This is a genomic window from Pseudomonas sp. EL_65y_Pfl2_R96, assembly GCF_963970905.1.
Classification (GTDB): Bacteria; Pseudomonadota; Gammaproteobacteria; order Pseudomonadales; family Pseudomonadaceae; genus Aquipseudomonas.
This window is the reverse complement of sequence record NZ_CAXAQH010000012.1, coordinates 1-23,698: the sequence shown is the minus strand read 5'-3', so window position 1 is coordinate 23,698 and position 23,698 is coordinate 1. Positions and strand designations below refer to the sequence as shown.

Here is a 23,698-nt window from a genome sequence, read left to right as displayed (position 1 = left end):
GGGGTGTTTACTCGCCCTTTTCTTCCTGCGCATCCAGCGACTGACGATAGCTGTCCAGCGCATCGCCAAAGTCGGTGATGAATTGCGGATCGGTCAGCCAGGCCTGGGCGGCGTCGCGGTCCATGCCATCGGCCCACATGCGGTAGTCGATCAGCATGTCGGCGGCCAGGTGCGTGGCGGCCATGGCTTCGTTGTCGGCGTTTTCCATGTCCAGCAGTTCTGGATGGTCGCTGATGATCCCGGCGAGGTTCGACAGCAGGGTCAACAGCATATCGTTGCGGCTGGTGGCCTCGGCGTCCCGCATTTTGCTGAACATCGCCAGGGTGTATTCCGGGATCGGCTCGCCGGGTTCGCCCAGATCATCGTCCAGTGCGGCGGGTTTTCTGCCGTGGATATTGATTTGCTTGGCTTTGGCCTTTGCGCGTTTGGCGCGTTTCTGTTGCTTGTTCAGGGATGCCATGGGAGCTCAGTTGGTTTTCTGTTGGGTTTGGGCCGCGATGGCGTCGGACGCCGCCACGTAATCAGCCTGGAAGGCCGGGGATTCGATCCACGCCAGGGCGCCGGCTTCGTCGGTCTCGGTGGACCATTGGCGGTATTCGATCAGTGCCGCGAGGATGAAGTCCATCGCGCCTTCTTCGCCTTCCTGCTCGTACACCAGTTCCAGCAGCGGGTCTTCGAGGAAGGTTGCGCACATCGCTTGCTGGCTGGTTTTTTCGGCGTCGATCATTTTTTTGAACAGCTCGGTCAGGTCCACCGATTCGAAGTCGATGCGATCGTCGTTCGGGTCCAGCTCGACCGGCGCGGCGGCCCGCTGAGTGCGGTTCTGCTTGGCCTTGGCTTTGGCGCGGGAGGCGCGTTTGTTCTGCTTGTTGGCGGAGGCCATGGGCGTCGTTCCGTAATTCGTTGGGAGGGCGCATCAATCAACTGCGTGGCACTCGCCGCCCGGGAGTATCGGGGGCCAGATCGCCGGTTTGCAGCCAGGACAATGCAATGGGCCATAGTGTGGCTTGGTATGCGCTGCGAAAAAAGGCGAAATGTCCGACTTCTTCTTCGCCGATGTCTGCGGGGGCGATTCGCAGGTGGGTGTTTGTACTGCCGGTGAAGTAGTCGAGCAGGCGTTCGATGGCCGCAATCGTGCCGTAGGGATCGTCGCTGAGGCTGATGGCCAGGGTTTGTGCAGTGACATTCCCGAACGGCAGCTGGCCGCTTTTGGCGTGGATGACGCGACCGCTGGGGCGTTTCTCATATCGGGCGGCGGGCATGCTCCAGTCGCGGACGACACCCGCTGGCGTGTCTTCGAGCCAGCCCAGACGTTTGCCGGGGAAGTAGCCGTAAATCATGGTCATCAACGGCATCGCCACGTGCCACTTGGCGAACATCCGCCAACGATGGGCGGGGGCATAGTCTCGCCAGTAAGCGAACTGCGCGCCCACCGTCACCAGGCGTCGGATCACATGCCCAGAGGCTCCCAGCCCGGCCGCGCAACCGCCGAAGCTGTGGCCGACAACATTGATGGGTTGTTCCGCAAACTCGCGTTGCGCCCTTTGCAGCATCGCCTCGAAATCCAGCGCACCCCAGTCGGACCATGAGGCTTCAAGCCCTTTCAGCGATGCGGGGCGCGACTCGCCGATGCCGCGGTAGTCATAAGTGATCACGTCGAAGCCGTTGGCGAACAGGTAATCGGCGAAGCGCGAGTAATGCCGGCAGCGGACTGAGGTAGCGGCGTTGATGATCACCACCGCACGGGTTGGGTCTTGATGGACATGCCGCCAGGTGAAGCCGCCGAGGAGGAAGCCGTCGGCGGCGGGCTCCTTGAAAGATTCACCGGGTGTGCGGGTGGGTAACGGCAACTCGAGTTGAGTCGGGGCCAGTGAGGGCATGTCCTGCAAATTCATCGGCTTTGAACCTTTGCGACTAGCCAACCACCATAGTCTTCACGCCGTTCATGAACAATCCACCCGTGCTTATCGAGGCCTCTGCTTGAGTAACCGCTCCTCAAGCACCGCCCATTCCCGATCCAGCTCTGTGCGAAGTTCCTCCTCGCTCGGCAGCACCAGTCTGTAGGTACTGGCGAACAGTTGTTCGTTGCCTTGCAGCACTGAATAGCGCACCACCGATTCATCTTTTTGCGCGCAGAGAATGAGGCCGACGGTGGGGCCATCCTCCGGTCCGCGCTTGAGGTCGTCGTACATGCGCACGTACATGTCCATCTGGCCGACATCCTGGTGGGTCAGTACGCCGCGCTTGAGGTCGAAGATGACGAAGCATTTGAGCAGGTAGTTGTAGAACACCAGATCGATGTAGAAGTCTTTGCTCTCGGTACTGATGCGTTGCTGGCGAGCGATGAAGGCGAAGCCTTTGCCCAGTTCGAGCAGGAAGCCCTGAAGCTGATCAATCAGCGCTTGTTCGAGTTCGCTTTCCTGAACCAGGCCTGCATTGGGCAGGCCGAGAAACTCCAGTAGCACGGGGTCCCGGATGAAATCCCGAGGGTTGGCGTTCATTTGCTGGATGTTGGTGGCGGCTTCCTGCTTGACGGCAGCCCGGTCGCGGCTCGCCAGCAGGCGTTCGTAGTAGAGGGTGTTGATCTGACGCTCAAGGGCGCGGCTTGACCAGTTCTGAATAGCTGATTCGTTCATGTACCAGTGACGAGCGTTTTCGTTGTCGACTCGCAGCAGTCTGCGGTAGTGGGTCCAGCTCAATTCGGAACGCACTGCGTTCCAAATTGGAAAGGTCTGATAAAAGTCCCGCATGTATCGCAGGTTGCGTTCATCAAAACCTTTTCCAAACTCGGAAGTAAGGACTTTGGCCGGCGTCGATAGCAGCTGCTTGCCATAAGCTGCCCGACGAGCACCTTCCTGCTCGAACTCCACAATATGCCGTCCGATCTGCCAGCAGGTTTGCACCTGAACGGTATCGACCGCCCGCAGCACCTTCTGACGTGCCTCACGGATCAATTCGCCAAGATTGCCGAGCAGTGAAGTTATTTGTGGATCTTGGGTGTTATCGGGTTTGAGAGGGTTCATGACATCTTCCGCGGCTGAAGGAAACAGGTGCAAGAGGATGGCAAGAGAGCATTAGTCGGCGATGCCGGGCGCAGCTGGTAAACCGGAAGGAAATATCGGATTCATCTTGCAGGACCGGGCCGACCGCTGCCCATGCTTGAGGAGTACATCGTGTAGTCCGATTCGCAGTGAGCCCAAGTTCGAATCGATCTAAAACTTGAGCATTCAGCAACAAATCTAAAAGGAGTAACGATTGGGTTCTGTGCAACCCGGGAGTCGCCACCATGAAGTACGTCCATTCATTCATGCTGCCCATCGCCGCTGTCGGCGTACTGATGTTTCCAGCCGTGCTTAACGCCGCCAGTCTTGAACCGATCGACAGCTCAGCCGTGCAAGTCCAGCAGCAACAGCAAAACGGGATTGCCTACGTATCCGGTGGGATCGGAGAGGACGAGGCTAAAGCCATTCAGCAAACCAAGGGTTACAACCTGCACATGACCTTCTCCACCGGGCCTCAGGATGAATACATCCCGGATGTGGAAGTGGTCATCCAGAAAGCCGCAGGGCAAACAGTGCTGACACTGAGTGGGGCTGGGCCGTTGTTATACGTTCAGCTGCCTGCCGGCAAGTACACTGTCGTCGCCACGCACAAGGGTGAGGTGCGGCGTGATACAACGGATGTAGGCAGTGGTGCTGCTCGCAACCTGGTTTTCCACTGGGGCGGCGAAAACTAGTCAGGAGAGGTGGCTTGCGCGATGTCTGATCAAATCGCAGGCATAAAAAAACCCTGAATCTTACGATTCAGGGTTTCGGTATTTGGTGCCCAGAGACGGAATCGAACCGCCGACACGGGGATTTTCAATCCCCTGCTCTACCGACTGAGCTATCTGGGCAACGGGGCGCATTAAACGGGTTTTTCAGGGGGTCGTCAAGCAAGTTTTCAAAAAATATTTAATTATTACCGTCGCTTACGCGCCGACCCCGGTTTTTGATCAATTATTGAGCAGGTGGAACGTAGCCTTCGGCCTTGGCGTATTCCTCGCCGGAAAAGAACTTGTCCATCTCGCCCTGAAGATATTTGCGGTCTTCGGCGTTCATCATGTTCAGGCGTTTTTCGTTGATCAGCAGGGTCTGGTGTTTTTGCCAGTCGGCCCAGGCCTTGGCCGAAACGTGGTCAAAAATGTCCTGACCTTTTGCTCCCGGAAATGGAGCGCGCTCCAGGGCGGGCAATTCTTCTTTGTACTTGCGACACATGATGGTGCGGGTCATGACGACTCTCCTGCGTTCAATACGGCGGCCGCGCGTTCGAGCAAGGTTTTGACCGGGGCGGCAAGGCCCAGGCGCGGCGGGGTGGCGAGGTTATACCAGAGCCAGTCGGCCTCGGCCACGTGATGGCCGGCCTCCTGGACCTGGACCAGCCAGGGTTCGATGGATAACTGAAAGTGGCTGAAGGTATGCACCAGGCTCGGCAACGCCTGTTGGCTGCCCAGTTCCAGCGAGTGCTGCGAAGCCAGGTGTTGCAGGTCGTCGAGGTCATCGAGTTCCGGCAGGCTCCAGAGACCGCCCCACAGGCCCGTGGAAGGGCGACGGTAAAGCAGAATCGCGCCTTCGCCATTGGCGAGCATCGGCATCAGCGTGCGCTTCTGTGGCACGGCTTTGCGCGGCTTGGGGATCGGGTAGCGGGTTTCCAGGCCAAGCATGTGCGCCTCGCATCCCTTTTCCAGCGGACAAAGCAGGCAGCTAGGTTTGCTGCGGGTGCAGAGCGTGGCGCCCAGGTCCATCATCGCCTGGGTGTAGGCGTTGACCCGATCGTACGGCGTAAAGCGCTCAGCGTTGGCCCACAGCTGTTTGGCAACCTTGGGCTCACCCGGATAACCCTCTTGTGCGGTAAAGCGCGCCAGCACCCGTTTGACGTTGCCGTCGAGGATCGGTGCGCGGATGCCCATGCTCAGGCTGGCAATCGCGCCGGCCGTGGACAGGCCAATACCCGGCAGGTCAGTGAGCTTTTCCACATCACGGGGAAACTCGCCGCCATATTCAGCGACGACAATCTTCGCGGTCTTCTGCAAATTGCGCGCGCGGGTGTAGTAACCGAGGCCGGTCCACAAGTGCAGCACTTCGTCTTCCGGCGCGGCGGCCAAGGCTTCGACGGTTGGCAGCGAGGCCATGAAGCGGTCGAAGTAGTTCAGCACAGTGCTGACCTGGGTCTGCTGCAACATGATTTCCGAGACCCACACCCGGTAGGGAGTGATGCCCTGTTGCCACGGTAAGTCATGGCGACCGTGGCGGTCGTACCAATCCAGCACCGCCGTTGAAAACTGCTCGGCTCTCATCGCTTGAACAGCCCCTTGAGCGCGTTTTTCAGTTCCGGGCTGACTTTATCGCCAAGCTTCTCGTCGATTTTTTCGCTGATCCGCTCGCCGGCCAGTTTGCTGGCGACTTGTCCCATGCGTTCGTTGTCGAGGCGGCAAGCCTTGGCGCCCAGTTCCAGCGGGCCACGGCAGCGCAGCGGCCACTCGATGCCGACGTAGCGCTCGCCGACCTGGCAGGCCGGGTCCGGCATATCGCTCTTGTCGCCTTCGACGATGATGCCGACGCGGTAATCCATGCCCAGCACCCGCAGGTCGATGTCGCCGTTGCCGTTGACGGTCATGCCCGGGATGCGCACTTTCAGGTCCGGGTTGCTGGCCACGCCGTTGCGGAACGTCAGGTTGCCCTTGAGCTCCTCGAACGGTGTGTCCTTGCCCCGCGGTTCGCCGCTGAGGGTTTTGCGATTCAGGGTGGCGATACCCTTGCACAGTTGCTGTTCGAGGTTGGCATTGAGCAACACGCCGTTACTGATGACGAAACTGGCGTTGCCGTTGAGGCTGTCGACCAGCGCGCTCTGGCTATTGCCGCTGCCTGTCAGGGCGCTGTCGAGCGTAACCAGGCCTTTGACCGGTGGATTTTTCCCCTGACTTTCGAGGATTTTTTCCAAGGGTACTTTGCTGATGCGTGTCTGCATGTTCAGTGCCGGCACTGGCTGGCGCACGTCCAGGGTGCCCTTGGCTTCGAAGTTGCCGTCGTACAGATCGCCGCGCAGGTTCTTCAGGGTCAGCAGGCCGTCCTGGCCAGTAGCCTTCAGCACTGCGTTCTGAATCGGCAATTTGTCGAGGGTCAGTTGGCCGAAGGTCAGGTCGACGTCCACGTCGAGTTTGCTCAGGCGCTCAACCGGCAACAGGCGTTCGGTGCTCCACGGGCCTTTGGTCGGTGATGGCGGCAGCGGTGTGCTGCCGGCGCCGGCCAGGGCATCGGCCTCGGTGCTGGCCACTTCGGCCTTGCGCACCTGCGTCGCGCTGTTGGCTTCGGCGGATTTTGGCGGCAGGTAACGGTCGACATTGAAGGTGTCAGCCTTGAGGTTTGCCCGCAGCGATTGCTTGGAAAAGTCTTCAACCGCGATACGGCCGCTGAAGTTGCTGTCGTCGAGTTTCAGGTTGATGTTATCGAGCGACAAACTGGTCGGCGTGGCAGCGATATGGCTGGACAGCTCGACTTTGCTCAGGCTGCCCTCGGCCATCGCCGGGAGTTTCTGGCCGATGCTGTCGACGAATTTCGCCAGATCGAATTGGGCAATCGACAGGCCACCGCTGATTTGTGGAATCTTGTCGAGGTCGTTGGCCTTCAGTTCACCCAAGGCGCGCAGCTGGTTGGCGGAGATCTTGATGCCGGTCCATTCGGCGACGTTGGCAGCCTTGTCCAGCAGCAGCTGACCTTGAGCGGCGAAGGTCATGGTTTTGCCCTGCAGCGGATCGCCGGAGACTTCACCGGAGAGTTTCATGTCTTCGAATTTGTAGCGCTGCAGCGCACGCTCGAAACGCAACTCGCCGGCCAGTTCGGTCCGCACCCGCAGAACCGGTTGGTTGGTGCCCAGAAACGCGGTGAGTTTGATCGGGATGTTGGTCGAGTCATGTACCGGGCCAGTACTCAGCTGGATACTTTCGGCGCTGAACTGCTTGCCGGTTTTCTCGTCACTGTATTCAACGCGGGCGTTGTTGACGGTCAGGCTGTCGATGTCCAGGCGGATCGGCTGAGCCGGCTTTTCTGCCTGTGCGGTAGTCGTTGGCGCAGGTTCGCCGGTAGTGGCGCCTGGCGTGGCTGAGGTCGTCGCAGTGGCAGGTGCCGGAACCTTGCCGATGTCTTCCCAGTTACCGTGGCCGTCCTTGTCACGGTTCAGGCGCAGGTTAAGGCCTTCGACGCGTACATCGCTCATCTGCACTTCACGGCGCAGCAGCGGAATCACGCGAACCGACAGGCCGAGCATCTGCAAGTCTGCGAACGGTTCGGTGGGCTTGGCGAGGGTCGCCACACTGGCTTCGTGCAATTCCAGGCCCAGCCACGGAAACAGGCTCCAGCCGATATCGCCATTGAGCGTCAGCTCGATGTGGGCCTTGTCGCGGGCAATCTGGCGAATCTCGTCTTTATAGTCGTTGGGATCGAAGAGGTGGGTCAGGGCAAAGCCCAGCGCCACAATGATCAGCAACAGCCCGAGAAGTACCAGACCCAGGATTTTGCCGAACGCTTTCATGGGCGAGTCCTTGTATTAGTCGAATTCGAAATTTAGCCGGGGAGTATAGCGCTCCGAAGTGGCTGACCGGTCAGCGATCACGTTGGGAGCACATCCAGCGGCACGTTCAGCTTAGCCGCCAGCGCTTGGGCTTCCAGGTGCCCGGCGGGCGCCAGCAGGTGCAACGTCGCGCCCGATTGCGACGCCATTTTTTGCGCTTCGTTCACCAGGCGCTCGGCAACACCACGACGACGGGTGATTTTTCGTACGCATAATTGGGACAAATGCCAGACGTCGTGGTGCCGTTGCAAACGTGCCGCGCCCAGCAACCGATCGTTGAAGCGTCCGGCGATCAGCGAACCGTCCCGCAGGCAGCTTTCGATCAGCTCGGTATCCCCTGTGAAGGGCGCGAACAGCCAGTCCGGGGCGTCGCGGTAGATCTTCTGAAGATCTTGCTGATCCTGATAAGTGGCCTGGTTCAGCAGCTCGACAATGATCGGCATGGTGCCTCCCTTGAAAGTAATCGCGTGAAAACAAATTGTTGCAGTTGTACGAGAACAGACGACTTACAAAAAGGTGATATCACTTTGGTTTTTCTGTCACGTGCAAATGGTAACCTCTGCCCGTTCGTCCGTCCTTACTGCGACGTGATGTCGCACCAAAATGGAGCTTCACCTAAAAAACAGTCATGCCTGCGTGCATAAAGGCTGGGGGCGAAGAGCGGCTGGCGAACCATACTAAAAATTGGGGGATACACCATGACTACGAGCATCACGGCGGACGGCTTTGCCGGCCAGCCCGCGTTCCTGTCCAAGGAACGCATCATCGCCAAGCCCGGTTTTAACCGTTGGCTGGTTCCACCGGCCGCTCTGGCCATCCACCTGTGCATCGGCATGGCCTACGGATTTTCGGTGTTCTGGCTGCCGTTGTCCAAAGCCCTGGGCGTCACCAAAGCCGTGACTTGCGCGCCGGACATGAGCTTTATCGCTCAGGTCTTTTCGTCTCAATGCGACTGGCCGATCTCGATGCTCGGCTGGATCTACACTCTGTTCTTCATCTTCCTCGGCTGTTCGGCAGCGATCTGGGGCGGCTGGCTGGAGCACGCAGGTCCTCGCAAGGCCGGTGTTGTATCGGCTCTGTGCTGGTGTGGCGGTCTGTTGATTTCAGCGCTGGGGGTTTATACCCACCAGATCTGGCTGATGTGGATCGGCTCCGGGGTCATTGGCGGTATCGGCCTGGGCCTGGGTTACATCTCGCCGGTCTCGACCCTGATCAAGTGGTTCCCGGACAAGCGCGGCATGGCAACCGGCATGGCAATCATGGGTTTCGGTGGCGGCGCGATGGTCGGTGCTCCGCTGGCTGCAGCCCTGATGGGCCACTTCGCTTCGCCAACCAGCGTGGGCGTATGGCAGAGCTTCCTGGTGATGGCCGCGATCTACTTCGTGTTCATGATCGGTGGCGCGCTGTCCTACCGCGTCCCGCCAACCGGCTGGAAGCCTGAAGGCTGGACGGCGCCGGCGAAAAAAGCCTCGAACGCGATGATCACTCACCGTCACGTCCATGTGAATGTGGCGTGGAAGACCCCGCAATTCCGTCTGGTGTGGCTGGTGCTGTGCCTGAACGTTTCGGCAGGTATCGGCATCCTCGGCATGGCTTCGCCGCTGTTGCAGGAAGTGTTCGCCGGTAAACTGCTCGGCAACGACCTGAAGTTCGGTCAGTTGGACGCTTCGCAACTGGCTTCGATCGCTGCAATCGCTGCCGGCTTCACCGGTTTGCTGAGCCTGTTCAACATCGGTGGCCGGTTCTTCTGGGCTTCGTTCTCGGACTACCTGGGCCGCAAAAACACCTACTTTGTGTTCTTCGCCCTGGGTTTCGCCTTGTACGCGCTGATTCCGAACCTCGGTCACTTGGGCAGCGTTGCGCTGTTCGTGGCGGCGTTCTGCATCATCCTGTCGATGTACGGCGGTGGTTTTGCGACGGTGCCGGCTTATCTGGCGGACCTGTTCGGTACGCAAATGGTCGGCGCGATCCACGGTCGTCTGCTGACCGCTTGGGCGGCGGCGGGTGTGTTGGGGCCGGTGTTGGTGAACTACCTGCGTGAATATCAGCTGAGCATCGGCGTTGAACGCGCAGCGGCTTACGACATCACCTTGTACATCCTCGCGGGCCTGCTGGTGCTGGGTTTCATCTGCAACCTGCTGGTGCGTCCGGTGGCCGACAAGTACTTCATGACCGACGCTGAACTGGCTGCCGAACAGGCGCTGGGCCACGACAAAGGTGCTGACGCCAGCACCGTGCTGGAGTGGAAAGCGGATGCAGGCACCAAGCCTTTGGCAGTGGCGGCATGGCTGGTGGTGGGTATTCCGTTGGCGTGGGGTGTTTGGGTGACCCTGCAGAAAACAGCGGTCCTGTTTCATTAAGTAAACGCATCATCCCTGTGGGAGCGAGCCTGCTCGCGATAGCGGTCTGACAGTCAACATAGATGTTGAATGTGATGGCCCTATCGCGAGCAGGCTCGCTCCCACATTTGTTTTCCGCGACCGCAGAATTTGATTCGCACGCTTGTACTGACATGTATATCCCCAACAGCAGGGGTTCACTCCGTCAGTGATATCACCTCTCATGTTTCTGTTTAGCGCCCGCGCCCCTATAATGGCTGCCTTTTTCGCCCCAATGATTTTGCGGAGCTGGTGATGGCCGAACGTATGGCGTCTGTCGAGCGCGACACTCTGGAAACCCAGATCAAAGCCTCGATCAACCTGGATGGCACCGGAAAGGCCCGATTTGATATCGGCGTACCTTTTCTTGAGCACATGCTGGACCAGATCGCCCGTCACGGGCTGATCGACCTGGATATTGTCAGCAAGGGCGACCTGCATATCGACGACCACCACACGGTGGAAGACGTCGGTATCACCCTGGGTCAAGCCTTCACCAAAGCGATCGGCGACAAGAAAGGCATCCGTCGCTACGGCCACGCCTACGTGCCGCTCGATGAAGCGCTGTCGCGTGTGGTGATTGACTTCTCCGGCCGTCCTGGCCTGCAGATGCATGTTCCGTATACCCGCGCCACCGTCGGCGGTTTCGACGTTGACCTGTTCCAGGAATTCTTCCAGGGCTTCGTCAACCACGCGCTCGTCAGCCTGCATATCGACAACCTGCGCGGCACCAACACTCACCACCAGATCGAAACCGTGTTCAAGGCTTTCGGCCGCGCACTGCGCATGGCGGTAGAGCTGGATGACCGCATGGCCGGTCAGATGCCGTCGACCAAAGGCGTTCTGTAATGCAGACGGTCGCGGTTATCGATTACGGCATGGGCAACCTGCACTCGGTGGCCAAGGCCCTCGAGCACGTCGGTGCCGGCAAGGTGCTGATCACCAGCGATGCCGATGTGATTCGCGAAGCCGACCGGGTGGTATTCCCCGGCGTCGGCGCGATTCGCGATTGCATGGCGGAGATCCGTCGCCTGGGCTTCGACTCGCTGGTGCGTGAAGTCAGCCAGGACCGTCCGTTCCTCGGCATTTGCGTGGGCATGCAAGCCTTGCTCGACAGCAGCGAAGAAAACGACGGCGTCGATTGCATCGGCCTGTTTCCAGGCCAGGTGAAGTTCTTTGGCAAGGATCTGCACGAAGACGGCGAGCACCTGAAAGTGCCGCACATGGGCTGGAACGAAGTGAAGCAGACGGTGGCTCACCCGCTGTGGCACAACATTCCGGACCTGGCGCGTTTCTACTTCGTGCACAGCTACTACATCGCTGCCGGCAATGCGCGGCAGGTGGTGGGTAGTGGTCACTACGGGGTCGATTTCGCCGCCGCGCTGGCCGACGGTTCGCGTTTCGCCGTGCAGTTCCACCCGGAGAAGAGCCACACCCATGGCCTGCAATTGCTGCAGAACTTCGCCGCGTGGGATGGTCGCTGGTAAATGGCCGTCAAGAAGGGCAAGCCGCCGATCCTGACCCTCACTCCCGAACAGGAGAGCGAGGCCAATCACAAGATCAAACGCTTCATGGAAGACCGCTTCGAACTGGACCTGGGTTCGTTCGAAGCGGCTGAAATCCTTGAGCTGTTTACCCGCGAAATTGCTCCGCATTATTACAACAGGGCGATTTTCGATGTGCAGACGCACCTCAAAGAGAGGTTCGAAAGCATCGAAAGCGACTTGTGGGCGCTCGAGAAAAACTGATTTCCGAGCGAAGCTGAACACTCGAATTTGAAGGTTTGCCAGATGCTGATTATTCCCGCTATCGATCTCAAAGACGGTGCCTGTGTTCGTCTGCGCCAGGGCCGCATGGAAGATTCCACGGTGTTCTCCGATGACCCGGTGAGCATGGCTGCCAAGTGGGTGGAGGGCGGTTGCCGCCGTCTGCATCTGGTCGACCTGAACGGTGCCTTCGAAGGCCAGCCGGTCAACGGCGAAGTGGTCACCGCCATCGCCAAACGCTACCCGAACCTGCCGATTCAGATCGGCGGCGGTATCCGCTCGCTGGAAACCATTGAACACTACGTAAAAGCGGGCGTGAGCTACGTGATCATCGGCACCAAAGCCGTGAAAGATCCGGCCTTCGTGGCTGAAGCCTGCCGTGCGTTTCCGGGCAAGGTTATTGTCGGTCTGGACGCCAAAGACGGTTTTGTCGCCACCGACGGCTGGGCTGAAATCAGCACCGTTCAGGTGATCGACCTGGCCAGGCAATTCGAAGCTGACGGCGTGTCCGCGATCGTTTATACCGACATCGCCAAAGACGGCATGATGCAGGGCTGCAACGTTTCGTACACCGCCGCCCTGGCCGCTGCGACGAAGATCCCGGTGATCGCTTCCGGCGGTATCCACAATCTGGGTGACATCAAGTCGCTGCTCGACGCCAAGGCGCCAGGCATCATCGGCGCGATCACCGGGCGGGCGATTTACGAAGGCACCCTCGATGTTGCGCAAGCGCAAGCTTTCTGCGATTCGTACAAAGGCTGAGGACTGACAATGGCGCTGGCCAAACGCATCATCCCTTGCCTGGACGTGGATAACGGCCGGGTGGTCAAGGGCGTCAAGTTCGAGAACATTCGCGACGCCGGCGACCCGGTGGAAATCGCCCGTCGTTACGACGAGCAGGGTGCCGACGAAATTACCTTTCTCGACATCACCGCCAGCGTCGACGGCCGCGACACCACGCTGCATACCGTCGAACGCATGGCCAGCCAGGTGTTCATTCCGCTGACCGTGGGCGGTGGCGTGCGTACCGTGCAGGATATTCGCAACTTGCTCAATGCCGGTGCGGACAAGGTCTCGATCAACACCGCTGCGGTGTTCAATCCGGAATTCGTCGGCGAAGCGGCTCAGCATTTTGGCTCGCAGTGCATCGTCGTCGCCATCGACGCGAAGAAGGTCTCTGGTCCGGGCGAACCACCGCGCTGGGAAATCTTCACCCATGGCGGTCGCAAGCCTACCGGTCTCGACGCTGTTGAATGGGCAAAGAAGATGGAAGGCCTCGGTGCCGGTGAAATCCTGCTGACCAGCATGGACCAGGACGGCATGAAAAACGGCTTCGACCTGGGCGTCACCCGCGCCATCAGTGATGCGCTGGGGATTCCGGTGATTGCTTCCGGCGGTGTCGGCAACTTGCAGCACTTGGCCGACGGCATTCTCGAAGGCCACGCCAGCGCGGTGCTGGCGGCGAGTATTTTCCACTTCGGCGAATACACCGTGCAGGAAGCCAAGGCTTACATGGCTCATCGCGGCATCGTGATGCGTTAAACAGTACGGGCCAGTGGACAGTATGGCGTGCTCAAGGCACTCTTGAGCACGCCACGGATTCCGGTAGCCCGACATGCTTAAACGTCTTCTTCTTGTCCTCGCCAGCGCTTCTCTGTTGCTCATCAATGGAGCCCGCGCCGAAGAAAGTCCCGCCACCGACCTGGTGTTGCTGACGGAAAATTTTCCGCCGTACAACATGGCGAAAAACGGCAAGAACTTCGCTCAGGACGAGAACATCAACGGCATTGCCGCGGACATCGTCCGCGAGATGTTCAAGCGCGCCGACATCACTTACAGCCTGACGCTGCGCTTCCCTTGGGAGCGAATCTACAAACTCGCCCTGGAAAACCCCGGTTATGGCGTGTTCGTGATGGCGCGGTTGCCGGACCGCGAGAAACTCTTCAAGTGGGTCGGTCCGATCGGTCCAGACGACTGGATCATGCTGGCCAGGGCCGATAGCAAGATCACCCTCGAGTCGCTGTCGCAGGCGCGCAAATACAAGATTGGTGCCTACAAGGGCGACGCAATTGCCGAGACACTGGCCAAGCAAGGGCTGAAACCGATTGTAGTGCTGCGAGATCAGGACAACGCAAAAAAACTGGTTAACGGCCAGATCGACCTGTGGGCCACCGGTGACCCGGCAGGTCGCTATCTGGCGCGTCAGGAAGGCGTGAACGGGCTCAAGACCGTGTTGCGCTTTAATAGCGCCGAGTTGTACCTGGCGTTGAATAAAGACGTTTCGGATGAAACCGTCGCCAAGTTGCAAGCCGCGCTGGATCAACTGCGCAAGGAAGGCGTCGTTGACGACATCATGGGGCGCTATTTGTAGCAATTACCTCAATGTTGTCTGACGCGTAGCGTCCGGCGTCGCGCTCAAGTACACGGCACTTGTAAATACGTTATTCAATGCCGCCCTTGTCAGGGGCTGTTCCCCTGAGGCGACACCGATAATACAGAGCGCATGTGCGCCGCTTTGTGGTCCGATTTCAGTATTGATGTAAGCACCTTCAGTGCTGATGGCGGTACTGTAATTGTTTGGAACCTTGCAGTCCCTGGTGTTATGGACCGTTTTGTAGCGATAGAAGGGCGCCTCGAGGGAGAACCTGAAGTCCCACGTAGGCAATACGATTTGTCCATCCGCGTTTTGCGTTCTATGAACGTATGACTTGAGCTTCCAGGGCTCTGTGACAGTCAGCTCGACTGGCTCCAACGAACAGTCCGATCCATTGCTGGTGAATACACCGTCTATAAAGCACTTGTGCAGAAAGTTGGCTGAGTAGCTGTAGTTGAAACGGGCGGCCTTGCAAGACGTCGAGTGCTCACAGTCGGGCGGCGCTGGTGTATTGCGCGAGACCGCGATTTTACTGACGATGCCGGTGATTTCATTGGTGCGGCGGTTCAGCATCGGGCTACCGGAGCTGCCAGCGTGAAGGTCGCAGCTGTTTTTCATGGCCAAAGGGAACACCCCGGGATGATCGATGAACGTTCCGGCGGTTTGTTCAGCGCAGGCGCTCAATCGAAGCCCTTGTTCGGTAAAGCCGTTCGGCGCGCTAATGTTAAGCGCATCATGACTTTCGTTGGTTTGATGGGACGCCAGCTTGAGCGGGTTGACCCCGGCCTGTATCAGCGACGCCAATGTTGCGTCGACCTCCAGTACTGCAAGATCGGTTCCGACCAGGCTGCTCCATCGGGCAGTGCGGATGGCGTATCGGCGCTTACGCTGTGGCATGTCATGAAAGTAGTGGAAGGTGACGCTGGCGTTCAAAGGCAGATTGGTCCGCGCCGAACCGTACTGAAAGAACACGCAATGCCCGCTGGTGAGCAGGTAAGCAGGGCCAGTGGCTCGGCCTTGCCTGTTTCGCGTATTCAGTAGAACGGCGCTGCAGGTCTCGCCCGATTGGAGACTGAGTCGTCCCACACCGCTCCAGATTTCATAAAGATGCTCACTGTTTTGCAGGGCTCTTGAAGGGGAGTCGTTGACGGCGCCTTCGCCCAGGTCGCGGGCCTGCACTGTGGAAATAGCCAGCAGGCCAATCAGGCCTGCGAAGCAAAAGAAGCTGAGGTATTTCATATCCATTCCTTGGTGATGAAATTCAGGGTGAGCGCTATCGTGGCACGGGTCGGCGTACCGGCAGGTATAAATAGTTATCGCGAAAGGGAGTGGGCTACGAGGAATTACCGGGCGAGCGGGAGGCGGTACTGGCCATCCTTGCCGTGCGCTGCCGTTGCACGATTGCCGCGCACGCTGATCATTTGTTTGATATCGATCCAGTCAATGCCTTGAGCCTTGAGCCTGGGCAATTCACGCTCAAGCACCGCCAGGGTTTGTGGATAAGGGTGGCCGATCATCACCGCCGAGCCCTGCTTGCGCGCCAGGCTGATAGCCGTTTGTAGCTGAGCGAAGATCGCGGCTTCAGTGGGCTCGTCATCCAGGAACACATCCCGCGAAACGCTCGCCAGACCAATTTTCTGCGCCTCGGCAGCTGCCACGGTTTGCGCGCTGGTACGACTGTCGACAAAGAACTTGTGCCGCCGCTGCAAGTCCGCCATCAGCCAGGCCATGGCCGGTTGCTGAACGGTCATGCGGCTGCCCATGTGGTTGTTGATGCCCGCGGTATACGGCACAGCCTGGAACGCCGCGTTCAGGCGCTTTTCGAGTTCTTCGATGGGCAACTCGGGATGCCAGGCGAACGGCCCGGTGGCCGGGTCCATGGGCATGTGCAGGATGACGGTCTTGCCGGCACGATGGGCTTCGCGGGCGAATTCGGTGGCGTGGGGCGTATCCGGCATGATGGCCGTGGTGACCGGGCCGGGCAGGGCCAGTACGCGTCGATCCCGGGGCAGGTTCTGCCCCAGGTCATCGATGATCAGGCTCAGGTAAGCCTTGTGAGGTGTGGTCGCTGTCGTGAAGGGTGCCGCGTGAGCAACACCCGCCAGGCTGCACAACAGACCGAGGAGCAACCGCAGGCGCATCTCAGTGGCCGCGGGTAATGCTCAGTCCTTTGAGTAGGCTCAGGGCCTGGGCCAACTGGTAATCGTCATCCTGCGGCATGGCCTTGGCTTTGCCAGCAGAACCAGTCGGTTTGTCGGCGCCGCCGTTGCCATTGCCCAGGTGACCTTGCAGGTCGGCTTCCTTGAAGTACTCGCCGTCCTGCTCGTTGGTGATCTTGGCCTTGCGCACTTCGATGTCCGGGACGATGCCTTGAGCCTGAATCGAGCGGCCATTCGGCGTGTAGTACAGCGCCGTGGTGATTTTCAGTGCGCGCTCGTTGTTCAGTGGCAACACGGTCTGGACCGAGCCTTTGCCGAAACTGGTGGTGCCCATGACGACCGCGCGTTTCTGATCCTGCAGGGCGCCGGCGACAATTTCCGAGGCCGAGGCGCTGCCACCGTTGATCAGCACGACCATTGGCACGGCTTCGCTTTCGTCCTTGCCGGTGGCGGAGAAGCGCAGTTCGGAGTTGGCGATGCGGCCCTTGGTGTAGACGATCAGGCCCTTGGTGATGAAGTGGTCGACCACTTCCACTGCCGATTGCAGCACGCCGCCCGGGTTGTTACGCAGGTCGAGAACGATGCCGCTGAGCTTCTTGCCGTTGTCCTTGCGCAACTTGGCCAGGGCCTTGGAGACTTCTTCGCCGGTCTTGACCTGGAACTGGGTGATGCGGATGTAGCCGTAGCCGGACTCCAGCAGTTGGCTCTTCACGCTCTTCACCTGAATGATGGCGCGGACCAGGGTCACGTCGAACGGCGCGCCGCCGTCGCGCACCAGGGTCAGGGTAATCTTTTGGCCGATCTTGCCGCGCATCTTGTCCACGGCTTCGGTCATGCTCTGGCCGCGAGTCGGCTGGCCGTTGATCTTGACGATGAAGTCGCCGGCCTGAATGCCAGCCTTGGAGGCCGGGGTGTCATCGATGGGCGAAACCACTTTGATGAAACCGTCTTCGGCGCCGACTTCGATGCCCAGGCCGCCGAATTCGCCGCTGGTGCTTTCCTGCAATTCAGCGAAGTCTTCCGGGCCCAGGTAGGCGGAGTGCGGGTCGAGGTTGCTGAGCATGCCTTTGATAGCGTTTTCCAGCAGGATCTTGTCGTCCACCGGCTCTACATAGGCTGCCTTGATCCGGTCCATGACCTCGGCAAAGGTGCGCAACTCGTCCAGCGGCAATGGCGCCTTGGTGGTCGCGGCGGTGCCGGCAGGTGCGACCGCCGGGGTCGGTTGAGCAGCAAACGCCAGCGGCGCGCCGATCACCAGGGCAATCGTCAGGGCCAGCGAGGTAAGGCGGGACAAATACAGCATGTCGAACGAACTCCTGAAGTAGATGGCGTACTTATCCTTGCGCACGACACCATTGCGCTGGATCACTCGGGTGACCCTGCTGACGAATAGCGAAATACAGCGCTGGTGTGTCCTGCCCGCCACTGTTACCGACAGTGGAGATGGACTCACCGGCTTTTACCACGTCACCCGCAGACTTGAGCAGCGTCTGGTTGTGACCGTAAAGGCTCAAAAAACCGTTGCCGTGGTCGAGAATCACCAGCAACCCGGCGCCACGCAGCCAGTCGGCAAACACTACCCGGCCGCCGTGCACGGCATGCACCTGGCTGCCGGCGGAGGCGCTGATCATCACGCCATCCCACTTGGTTCGGGCATCGTCGCCACGGGTTTCACCGAAGCGCGCCAGCAGTCGACCATCAACCGGCCACGGAAGTCTGCCGCGGGTGGAAGCGAAGGGGCCGCCAAAGGTCTCGCCTGAACTTGAAACCAGTACGCCGGGTGTCGATTTGGCGGGTTTGCGTGGGGCGTCGGTGGCATCTGCTTCAGCCTGAGCCTCACGTAACCGCTTTTTTTCGGCTTCCTGCTGGGCGATCAGCGCTTTTTGCCGCGCTTCTTCTGCCTCTCGGGCCTGACGGGCCAGGGTTTCTTCAATGGTTTTAAGGACTTTAGACAGGTCTGCCTGATCCTGCTCGCGGGTCGCCAGTTTCTGATCGCGAGCCTTTACGTCGTCGTTGAGCTTGGCCAGGACTTGCTGACGCTCTTTGCGGACCTTGTCGAGTTCGTCGCGCTGGCTGTCGAGGCTGCTTTTCTGCACCAGCAATTGCGCTTGCTGCAGGCCGATGTCTTTTTCGACATTGGCCAGTTGGCGCAGGGTTTCGTTGAAATTCTTCAGCTGCTCCAGGCGGGCCTGGCTCAGGTAGTCGTAATAGGTAAGGGTGCGGGCGAATTTTTCCGGGTTCTGCTGGTTGAGCAGCAGTTTCAGGTACTCCTGGCGGCCATTCTGATAGGCCGCGCGGGCCTGGATGGCGATCAGTCGTTGCTGTTCAATGCGCGCGCTCTGGAGTTTTTTTTTCTCACCATCGAGTCGCTGCAGCTCGGATTCGCTTTTCTTCAGCTCTTTTTGCAGCGCCTCGACCTGCTTCTCGAGCTTGCCCATCTCGGTTTCGGTGCCTTTGAGGTCTTTCTGCACCCCGGACTTTTCTTCCTGGAGCTTGCCCAGCAGTTTTTTCAGCTCGGCAATGTCCTGACGCGTGGCGTCCAACTGTTGCTGGGTTTGCGTGCGCTCGTCGGCAAAGGCCGGTTGGAGCAGGCAAGTCAGGGCAAGGGCTATCAGGACGCGAAGCATAGAGGCGGGCGACACCAGGGAAAGGGACGGCCTAGTATGCCCGCCATGCGCAGCAAAAAAAATGCCCAATTGGGGCTGTGTGATAACTGGAGTGGGGTTCAGGGGCAATTAGTCTTCGAAACCACCACAAACCACTGTGGGAGCGGCGGTGCGACGATTCGACTTGCCCGCGATGGCGTCCTGACATTCAACATGGATGTTGGCTGTCAGATTGCTATCGCGAGCAAGCTCGCTCCCACAGGGTTTTTCGGTGTTCAGGGTAACCGAGTTACACCAAAATCGAAGTGCCCGTCATCTCGGCCGGCTTCTCAAGCCCCAACAACATCAGCATGGTCGGCGCCACGTCGGCCAGCACGCCGCCTTCGCGAACCTTCAAGTCACGCTTGCCGACATAGATAAACGGCACCGGCTCGGTGGTATGGGCGGTGTGGGCCTGGCCGGTCGATGCGTCGGACATCTGCTCTACATTGCCGTGGTCGGCGGTAATCAACGCTTCGCCGCCGACTTTTTCCAGCGCATCGACGATGCGGCCTACGCACAGGTCCAGGCACTCGACCGCTTTGACTGCCGCCTCGAACACACCGCTGTGGCCGACCATGTCGCCGTTGGCGTAGTTGACCACAATCACGTCGTAACGCTGGTTTGCAATGGCGTCGACGATGCGGTCGGTGACTTCAGGGGCACTCATCTCGGGCTGCAAGTCATAGGTGGCGACTTTCGGCGACGGGATCAGGATGCGTTCTTCGCCCGGGAACGGTTCTTCGCGACCGCCGGAGAAGAAGAAAGTCACGTGGGCGTATTTCTCGGTTTCGGCGATGCGCAGCTGCGTCTTGCCGTTTTTCGCCAGGTAATCGCCCAGCACGTTGTCCAGGCTGCTCGCGGCGAAGGCCGACGGCGCGGGGATGCTGGCGGCGTATTGGGTCAGCATGACGAAGCCGGCCAGTTTTGGCTGGCGAGCGCGTTCGAATTCCTTGAAATCGTCTTCGACGAACACTCGGGTCAGTTCGCGGGCACGGTCGGCGCGGAAGTTCATGAAGACCACGGCGTCGCCGTCTTCGACCTTGACTGGCTCACCGATGCTGGTGGCTTTGACGAATTCGTCGCTTTCGCCACGCTCGTACGCGGCTTGCAGGCCTTCCTGAGCAGTGGCGGCGTTGAATTCGCTGGCGCCATCGACAATCAGGTTGTAGGCCTGGGACACACGATCCCAACGGTTGTCGCGGTCCATGGCGTAGTAACGGCCAATGATGCTGGCGATCCGGCCTTTGCCGAGGGCCTCGAAGGTCGCGTCCAGCAGTTCGATCGACGACTGGGCGCTTTTCGGCGGCGTATCGCGGCCGTCGAGGAAGGCGTGCAGGTAGATTTTTTCGGCGCCGCGCTTGAAGGCCAGTTCAGCCATGGCGATCAGGTGGTCTTGGTGGCTGTGAACGCCGCCATCGGACAGCAAGCCCATGAAGTGCACGGCTTTGCCGGCAGCGACAGCTTTATCCACCGCGGCGCAGATGGTCGGGTTCTCGAAGAACTCGCCGTCGCGGATCGCTTTGGTCACGCGGGTGAAGTCCTGATACACCACCCGGCCGGCGCCGAGGTTCATGTGGCCGACTTCGGAGTTGCCCATCTGGCCGTCCGGCAAGCCGACGTCCATGCCGCTGCCCGAGATCAGGCCGTTCGGCACGTTGGCCCACAGGCGGTCCAGTACGGGCTTCTTCGCCGCATAGATGGCGTTGGATTCCTGGCTGTCACTGTGACCGAAGCCGTCGAGAATCATCAGGACCAAAGGTTTAGGCGTGGTAGTCATAGATTCCACTCGTGGCTGAGTTAAAAAGAGGGCGATGGAAAAGGGAGTTGCAGTTTAAAGCGAAGTTCCGACCGCGTCACCGCCGGACGGGGTTTGGCCCACCATAGTGGCTGTGTATACTGGCCGACATTTTAACGCCCTGGAACCTCCTTCGATGGTTGATCACCTGATTCAATTCGCCACCAACCACTACATTCTCGTGGGTATCTTCGTTGTACTGGCGGCCCTGCTATTGGCCTATCAGATGCAAGGCGGCGGCCGCAGCCTGAGCACCGGTGAACTGACCGGGCTGGTCAACAAGGACGCAGGCGTGGTGGTCGACATTCGTCCGACCAAGGATTTTGCCGCCGGTCACATCGTTGGCGCGTTGAACATTCCTCAGGACAAACTGACCGCTCGCGTCGGCGAACTGGAAAAGCACAAGGCCAAGACCATTATCCTGGTCGACGCCATGGGCCAGACTGCCGGCACTCATGCCCGCGAACTGATGAAATCCGGTTTCACCGCCGCCAAGCTGTCCGGCGGTATTTCCAGCTGGAAGGCCGACAATCTGCCGCTGGTGAAGTGACATGAACAACGTCGTCGTCTATTCCAGCGATTACTGCCCTTATTGCTCGCGAGCCAAGTACCTGCTCGAGAACAAAGGCGTAGCCTTCGAAGAGATCAAGGTCGATGGCAAGCCGCAGGTGCGTGCCGCGATGGCTCAGAAGGCCGGGCGTACGTCCGTGCCGCAGATCTGGATCGGCAGCACCCACGTTGGCGGCTGTGATGATTTGTTTGCCCTGGAGCGCGCCGGCAAGCTCGACGCCATGCTCAAGGCCTGACTGCCTTACTTGAAAATAGCCATACCCTACAAGACCCGAGATCAGAAAGGATCTGAGATGACTGACCAACAGAACACTGCAGCTAGCGAAGAAGAAACCGCACCGCAATTCTCCTTGCAGCGCATCTACGTACGTGACTTGTCCTTCGAGGCCCCGAAAAGCCCGGCGATCTTCCGCCAGCAGTGGGAGCCGAGCGTCGGTCTGGATCTGAACACCCGCCAGAAGGCTCTGGAAGGCGACTTCCACGAAGTCGTGCTGACCCTGTCGGTTACCGTGAAAAACGGTGAAGAAGTGGCGTTCATCGCTGAAGTGCAACAGGCCGGGATCTTCCTGATCAAGAACCTGGATGACGCTTCGATGAGCCACACCCTGGGCGCGTTCTGCCCGAACATCCTGTTCCCGTACGCTCGCGAAACCCTGGACAGCCTGGTCACCCGCGGTTCGTTCCCGGCTCTGATGCTGGCCCCGGTGAACTTCGACGCGCTGTACGCACAAGAGCTGCAACGCATGCAGGCTGCGGGCGAGACTCCAACTGTTCAGTAAGTGTTCGATGCAGTAACGAAAAAAGCGCCGTAACAGGCGCTTTTTTCTTGGGTGATCGTTCCCACGCTCTGCGTGGGAATGCCTCAAGGGACGCTCCGCGTCCAGTGACGCGGAGCGTCACGGGCTGCATTCCCACGCAGAGCGTGGGAACGATCAGGTCTCGAGATTACTTGAACCCGAGCTGACGCCAGGCTTCGTACACGGCGATGGCCACGGTGTTGGACAGGTTCAGGCTGCGGCAACCTTCGCGCATCGGCAAGCGCAGACGCTGTTCGCCGGGCAGGGCCTCGAGCACTTCGGCCGGCAAGCCACGGCTTTCCGGGCCGAACAGGAACGCATCGCCTTCGGCGAAGCTGGCCTCGTGAAATGGCCGCGAGCCCTTGGTGGTAAAGGCGAACAGCCGAGGATGGCCGAGGCTTTCCAGGCAGCTGGCAAGGTCTGCGTGGCGTTGCAGGGTGGCATACTCATGGTAATCGAGGCCGGCCCGGCGCAGGCGCTTGTCGTCCATCTCGAAGCCCAGCGGTTCGATCAAATGCAGGTGGCAGCCACTGTTGGCGCACAGCCTGATAACGTTGCCGGTATTCGGCGGAATTTCTGGTTGGAAAAGGATGACGTGAAACATGCACGGCTCCGAAGGTAAAGATGACGGGCATTCTACGCCGCAAGCGGACCCCCGTTCGAAACTATTCCCGCGGGTGATGGCTTCATTGGCGATCGTCGGGGTGATGGTGGGCCTGATGATCGGTCGCCTGACCACCCCCGACCCCAGCGTCTTGCAGCAGGTCGAGGTGACGAGCGATGGACTGGTGGTGTGGTTCAACAACGAACCCAAAACCCACGGCGAGCTGGTCGACGGCAGTGTTGCATTGTTGTTCGAGGCTGAAGGTCGTGCGCAGAAAGGTCAGCTCAAGCTCAACGGCAAGGACGTGAACTGGCGAACGCGGCTGAGTGATGGGGGGTTGTTACTGACGGTGGTGGCGGCCCGGCCACTGCAGGGCGAGTGGGCCGGTAGCGAGGTCGATGACCGCTGGCGGCTGGAGATCCATCTCCGAGAGCAATAAAAGAGGGAATCCCCGGCCTGCCTGTACCAAGGTTCCCGAAACGGGAGGGCTCGCGCATTGCGTCGTGAGCCCGGTGTAAAGAGGGAATCCCCGGCCTGCCTGTACCAAGGACCCCAAAACGGGATGGGCTCGTCGCTGTTGCGGTATGAGCCCGGTGTAAAGAGGGGAATCCCCGGCCTGCCTGTACCAAGGTCCCCGAAACTGGGTAGTGAATCGAATCACTGATTGGACTAATGCAGGGGGCGTGCCAGTTTTTAACAAGTTGCAACAGAAAGCCGTCGAGCAGCGCTGAAAGCCCCGTGATCCGGGGCTTTGGTGTTTGTGCGATATGTTTTTTTTGCAGGTGAAGGCCGAATTTTGGATCGGTTGTCGTGCGCGATTGCGGGTCATGGTGCATTGCGGCGGTGCATTCAGCCCTTAAAAGCATCGCGGGCAAGCCCGCTTGTATGGTAGGACTTGAAGGGAGGAGGAGGGACAAAGCCCGATTCTGACTGTTGACGCAGTACAGATCCGTGGGAGATTTCGCCCCTCCTCCTTTCACCCAAGCGCCGATAAAGAATGCA

26 protein-coding genes and 1 tRNA gene are annotated in these 23,698 nt (G+C 59.5%); 12 read left to right on the top strand and 15 right to left on the bottom strand.

The genetic code is table 11. The features are described from left to right. Nucleotides 1-7: 7 nt before the first annotated feature. The 4 genes from AACY49_RS14380 to AACY49_RS14365 all read right to left on the bottom strand — a co-directional run bounded on the left by AACY49_RS14380 (nt 8) and on the right by AACY49_RS14365 (nt 3,023). The gene (locus AACY49_RS14380; protein ID WP_320392540.1) at nt 8-460 is read right to left on the bottom strand and encodes a hypothetical protein; all 453 of its coding nucleotides are present in this window, start codon (nt 458-460) and stop codon (nt 8-10) included. 6 nt (nt 461-466) lie between these two features. Beyond that, a complete protein-coding gene (locus tag AACY49_RS14375; protein WP_258698003.1) occupies nt 467-883 on the bottom strand; it encodes a hypothetical protein in 417 nt (138 codons plus the stop codon). A gap of 37 nt (nt 884-920) precedes the next feature. After that, nucleotides 921-1,895, bottom strand: coding sequence for an alpha/beta hydrolase family protein (locus AACY49_RS14370; RefSeq protein ID WP_339524582.1), 975 nt, complete (start codon nt 1,893-1,895; stop codon nt 921-923). A gap of 69 nt (nt 1,896-1,964) precedes the next feature. Next, nucleotides 1,965-3,023 (bottom strand): PDDEXK nuclease domain-containing protein, encoded by a 1,059-nt coding sequence (locus AACY49_RS14365; protein ID WP_339524580.1) that lies wholly within the window; start codon nt 3,021-3,023, stop codon nt 1,965-1,967. Between the two features lie 263 nt (nt 3,024-3,286). On the opposite strand from AACY49_RS14365, the gene AACY49_RS14360 reads away from it, so the two are divergent. Continuing rightward, entirely contained in the window at nt 3,287-3,736 is a 450-nt protein-coding gene (locus tag AACY49_RS14360; protein ID WP_258698000.1) for a carboxypeptidase regulatory-like domain-containing protein, read from the top strand. A gap of 83 nt (nt 3,737-3,819) precedes the next feature. On the opposite strand, the gene AACY49_RS14355 is transcribed toward AACY49_RS14360, so the two are convergent. The 5 genes from AACY49_RS14355 to AACY49_RS14335 all read right to left on the bottom strand — a co-directional run bounded on the left by AACY49_RS14355 (nt 3,820) and on the right by AACY49_RS14335 (nt 8,048). Then, nucleotides 3,820-3,895 (bottom strand) — tRNA-Phe (locus tag AACY49_RS14355). A 103-nt stretch (nt 3,896-3,998) separates the two neighbouring features. Then, entirely contained in the window at nt 3,999-4,271 is a 273-nt protein-coding gene (locus tag AACY49_RS14350) for an oxidative damage protection protein (protein ID WP_007939458.1), read from the bottom strand. Continuing rightward, nucleotides 4,268-5,335, bottom strand: coding sequence for an A/G-specific adenine glycosylase (gene mutY, locus AACY49_RS14345; protein WP_339524577.1), 1,068 nt, complete (start codon nt 5,333-5,335; stop codon nt 4,268-4,270). Before mutY ends, AACY49_RS14350 begins: the two co-directional genes overlap by 4 nt. Further along, nucleotides 5,332-7,566, bottom strand: coding sequence for an AsmA family protein (locus AACY49_RS14340; protein ID WP_339524576.1), 2,235 nt, complete (start codon nt 7,564-7,566; stop codon nt 5,332-5,334). The genes mutY and AACY49_RS14340 overlap by 4 nt, the downstream gene beginning before the upstream one ends. A 77-nt stretch (nt 7,567-7,643) precedes the next feature. Then, a complete protein-coding gene (locus AACY49_RS14335; RefSeq protein ID WP_258697997.1) occupies nt 7,644-8,048 on the bottom strand; it encodes a PanM family protein in 405 nt (134 codons plus the stop codon). A 255-nt stretch (nt 8,049-8,303) separates the two neighbouring features. On the opposite strand from AACY49_RS14335, the gene AACY49_RS14330 reads away from it, so the two are divergent. The 7 genes from AACY49_RS14330 (at nt 8,304) to AACY49_RS14300 (ending at nt 14,120) form a co-directional block, all read left to right on the top strand. Beyond that, a complete protein-coding gene (locus tag AACY49_RS14330) occupies nt 8,304-9,965 on the top strand; it encodes an OFA family MFS transporter (protein ID WP_339524575.1) in 1,662 nt (553 codons plus the stop codon). Nucleotides 9,966-10,238: 273 nt separating this feature from the next. Then, the gene (gene hisB, locus AACY49_RS14325) at nt 10,239-10,832 is read left to right on the top strand and encodes an imidazoleglycerol-phosphate dehydratase HisB (protein ID WP_339524574.1); all 594 of its coding nucleotides are present in this window, start codon (nt 10,239-10,241) and stop codon (nt 10,830-10,832) included. Beyond that, nucleotides 10,832-11,470 (top strand): imidazole glycerol phosphate synthase subunit HisH, encoded by a 639-nt coding sequence (gene hisH / locus AACY49_RS14320; protein ID WP_258697995.1) that lies wholly within the window; start codon nt 10,832-10,834, stop codon nt 11,468-11,470. Before hisB ends, hisH begins: the two co-directional genes overlap by 1 nt. Beyond that, nucleotides 11,471-11,731, top strand: coding sequence for a DUF2164 domain-containing protein (locus tag AACY49_RS14315; RefSeq protein WP_223488525.1), 261 nt, complete (start codon nt 11,471-11,473; stop codon nt 11,729-11,731). Nucleotides 11,732-11,773: 42 nt separating this feature from the next. Then, on the top strand, nt 11,774-12,511 hold the full coding sequence (gene hisA, locus AACY49_RS14310; protein WP_223488524.1) for a 1-(5-phosphoribosyl)-5-[(5-phosphoribosylamino)methylideneamino]imidazole-4-carboxamide isomerase: 738 nt from the start codon (nt 11,774-11,776) through the stop codon (nt 12,509-12,511). A gap of 9 nt (nt 12,512-12,520) precedes the next feature. Beyond that, entirely contained in the window at nt 12,521-13,291 is a 771-nt protein-coding gene (hisF, locus tag AACY49_RS14305) for an imidazole glycerol phosphate synthase subunit HisF (protein ID WP_018929212.1), read from the top strand. Between the two features lie 73 nt (nt 13,292-13,364). Next, nucleotides 13,365-14,120 carry a substrate-binding periplasmic protein gene (locus AACY49_RS14300; protein WP_320392533.1) on the top strand — a complete coding sequence of 252 codons (756 nt, stop codon included), beginning with the start codon at nt 13,365-13,367 and terminating at the stop codon, nt 14,118-14,120. A 3-nt stretch (nt 14,121-14,123) separates the two neighbouring features. Here AACY49_RS14300 and AACY49_RS14295 read toward each other — a convergent pair whose 3' ends face one another. The 5 genes from AACY49_RS14295 to gpmI form a co-directional block, all read right to left on the bottom strand. Further along, nucleotides 14,124-15,362, bottom strand: a complete 1,239-nt coding sequence (locus AACY49_RS14295; RefSeq protein ID WP_339524567.1) for a trypsin-like serine peptidase — start codon at nt 15,360-15,362, stop codon at nt 14,124-14,126. A gap of 104 nt (nt 15,363-15,466) precedes the next feature. After that, entirely contained in the window at nt 15,467-16,264 is a 798-nt protein-coding gene (locus AACY49_RS14290; RefSeq protein WP_258697992.1) for a divergent polysaccharide deacetylase family protein, read from the bottom strand. Between the two features lies 1 nt (nt 16,265). After that, complete coding sequence (locus tag AACY49_RS14285) at nt 16,266-17,585, bottom strand: S41 family peptidase (RefSeq protein WP_258700804.1); 1,320 nt, start codon at nt 17,583-17,585, stop codon at nt 16,266-16,268. A gap of 31 nt (nt 17,586-17,616) precedes the next feature. Then, entirely contained in the window at nt 17,617-18,909 is a 1,293-nt protein-coding gene (locus AACY49_RS14280) for a murein hydrolase activator EnvC family protein (protein ID WP_339524564.1), read from the bottom strand. A 268-nt stretch (nt 18,910-19,177) separates the two neighbouring features. Then, on the bottom strand, nt 19,178-20,707 hold the full coding sequence (gpmI, locus tag AACY49_RS14275) for a 2,3-bisphosphoglycerate-independent phosphoglycerate mutase (protein ID WP_339524562.1): 1,530 nt from the start codon (nt 20,705-20,707) through the stop codon (nt 19,178-19,180). A gap of 154 nt (nt 20,708-20,861) precedes the next feature. Between gpmI and AACY49_RS14270 the strand changes: the two genes are divergently transcribed. Genes AACY49_RS14270 through secB form a run of 3 tightly spaced genes read left to right on the top strand, consistent with a single transcriptional unit; the run spans nt 20,862 to nt 22,074 of the window. Beyond that, the gene (locus tag AACY49_RS14270; protein ID WP_223488518.1) at nt 20,862-21,275 is read left to right on the top strand and encodes a rhodanese-like domain-containing protein; all 414 of its coding nucleotides are present in this window, start codon (nt 20,862-20,864) and stop codon (nt 21,273-21,275) included. A 1-nt stretch (nt 21,276) separates the two neighbouring features. Continuing rightward, nucleotides 21,277-21,531 (top strand): glutaredoxin 3, encoded by a 255-nt coding sequence (gene grxC, locus AACY49_RS14265; RefSeq protein ID WP_007939440.1) that lies wholly within the window; start codon nt 21,277-21,279, stop codon nt 21,529-21,531. A gap of 57 nt (nt 21,532-21,588) precedes the next feature. Continuing rightward, entirely contained in the window at nt 21,589-22,074 is a 486-nt protein-coding gene (gene secB, locus AACY49_RS14260) for a protein-export chaperone SecB (RefSeq protein ID WP_007897410.1), read from the top strand. 166 nt (nt 22,075-22,240) lie between these two features. Here secB and trmL read toward each other — a convergent pair whose 3' ends face one another. Further along, the gene (trmL, locus tag AACY49_RS14255) at nt 22,241-22,696 is read right to left on the bottom strand and encodes a tRNA (uridine(34)/cytosine(34)/5-carboxymethylaminomethyluridine(34)-2'-O)-methyltransferase TrmL (protein WP_258697989.1); all 456 of its coding nucleotides are present in this window, start codon (nt 22,694-22,696) and stop codon (nt 22,241-22,243) included. Here trmL and AACY49_RS14250 point away from each other — a divergent pair. Further along, complete coding sequence (locus AACY49_RS14250; protein WP_339524555.1) at nt 22,695-23,135, top strand: hypothetical protein; 441 nt, start codon at nt 22,695-22,697, stop codon at nt 23,133-23,135. The genes trmL and AACY49_RS14250 overlap by 2 nt on opposite strands. The last annotated feature ends 563 nt before the right edge of the window (nt 23,136-23,698 follow it).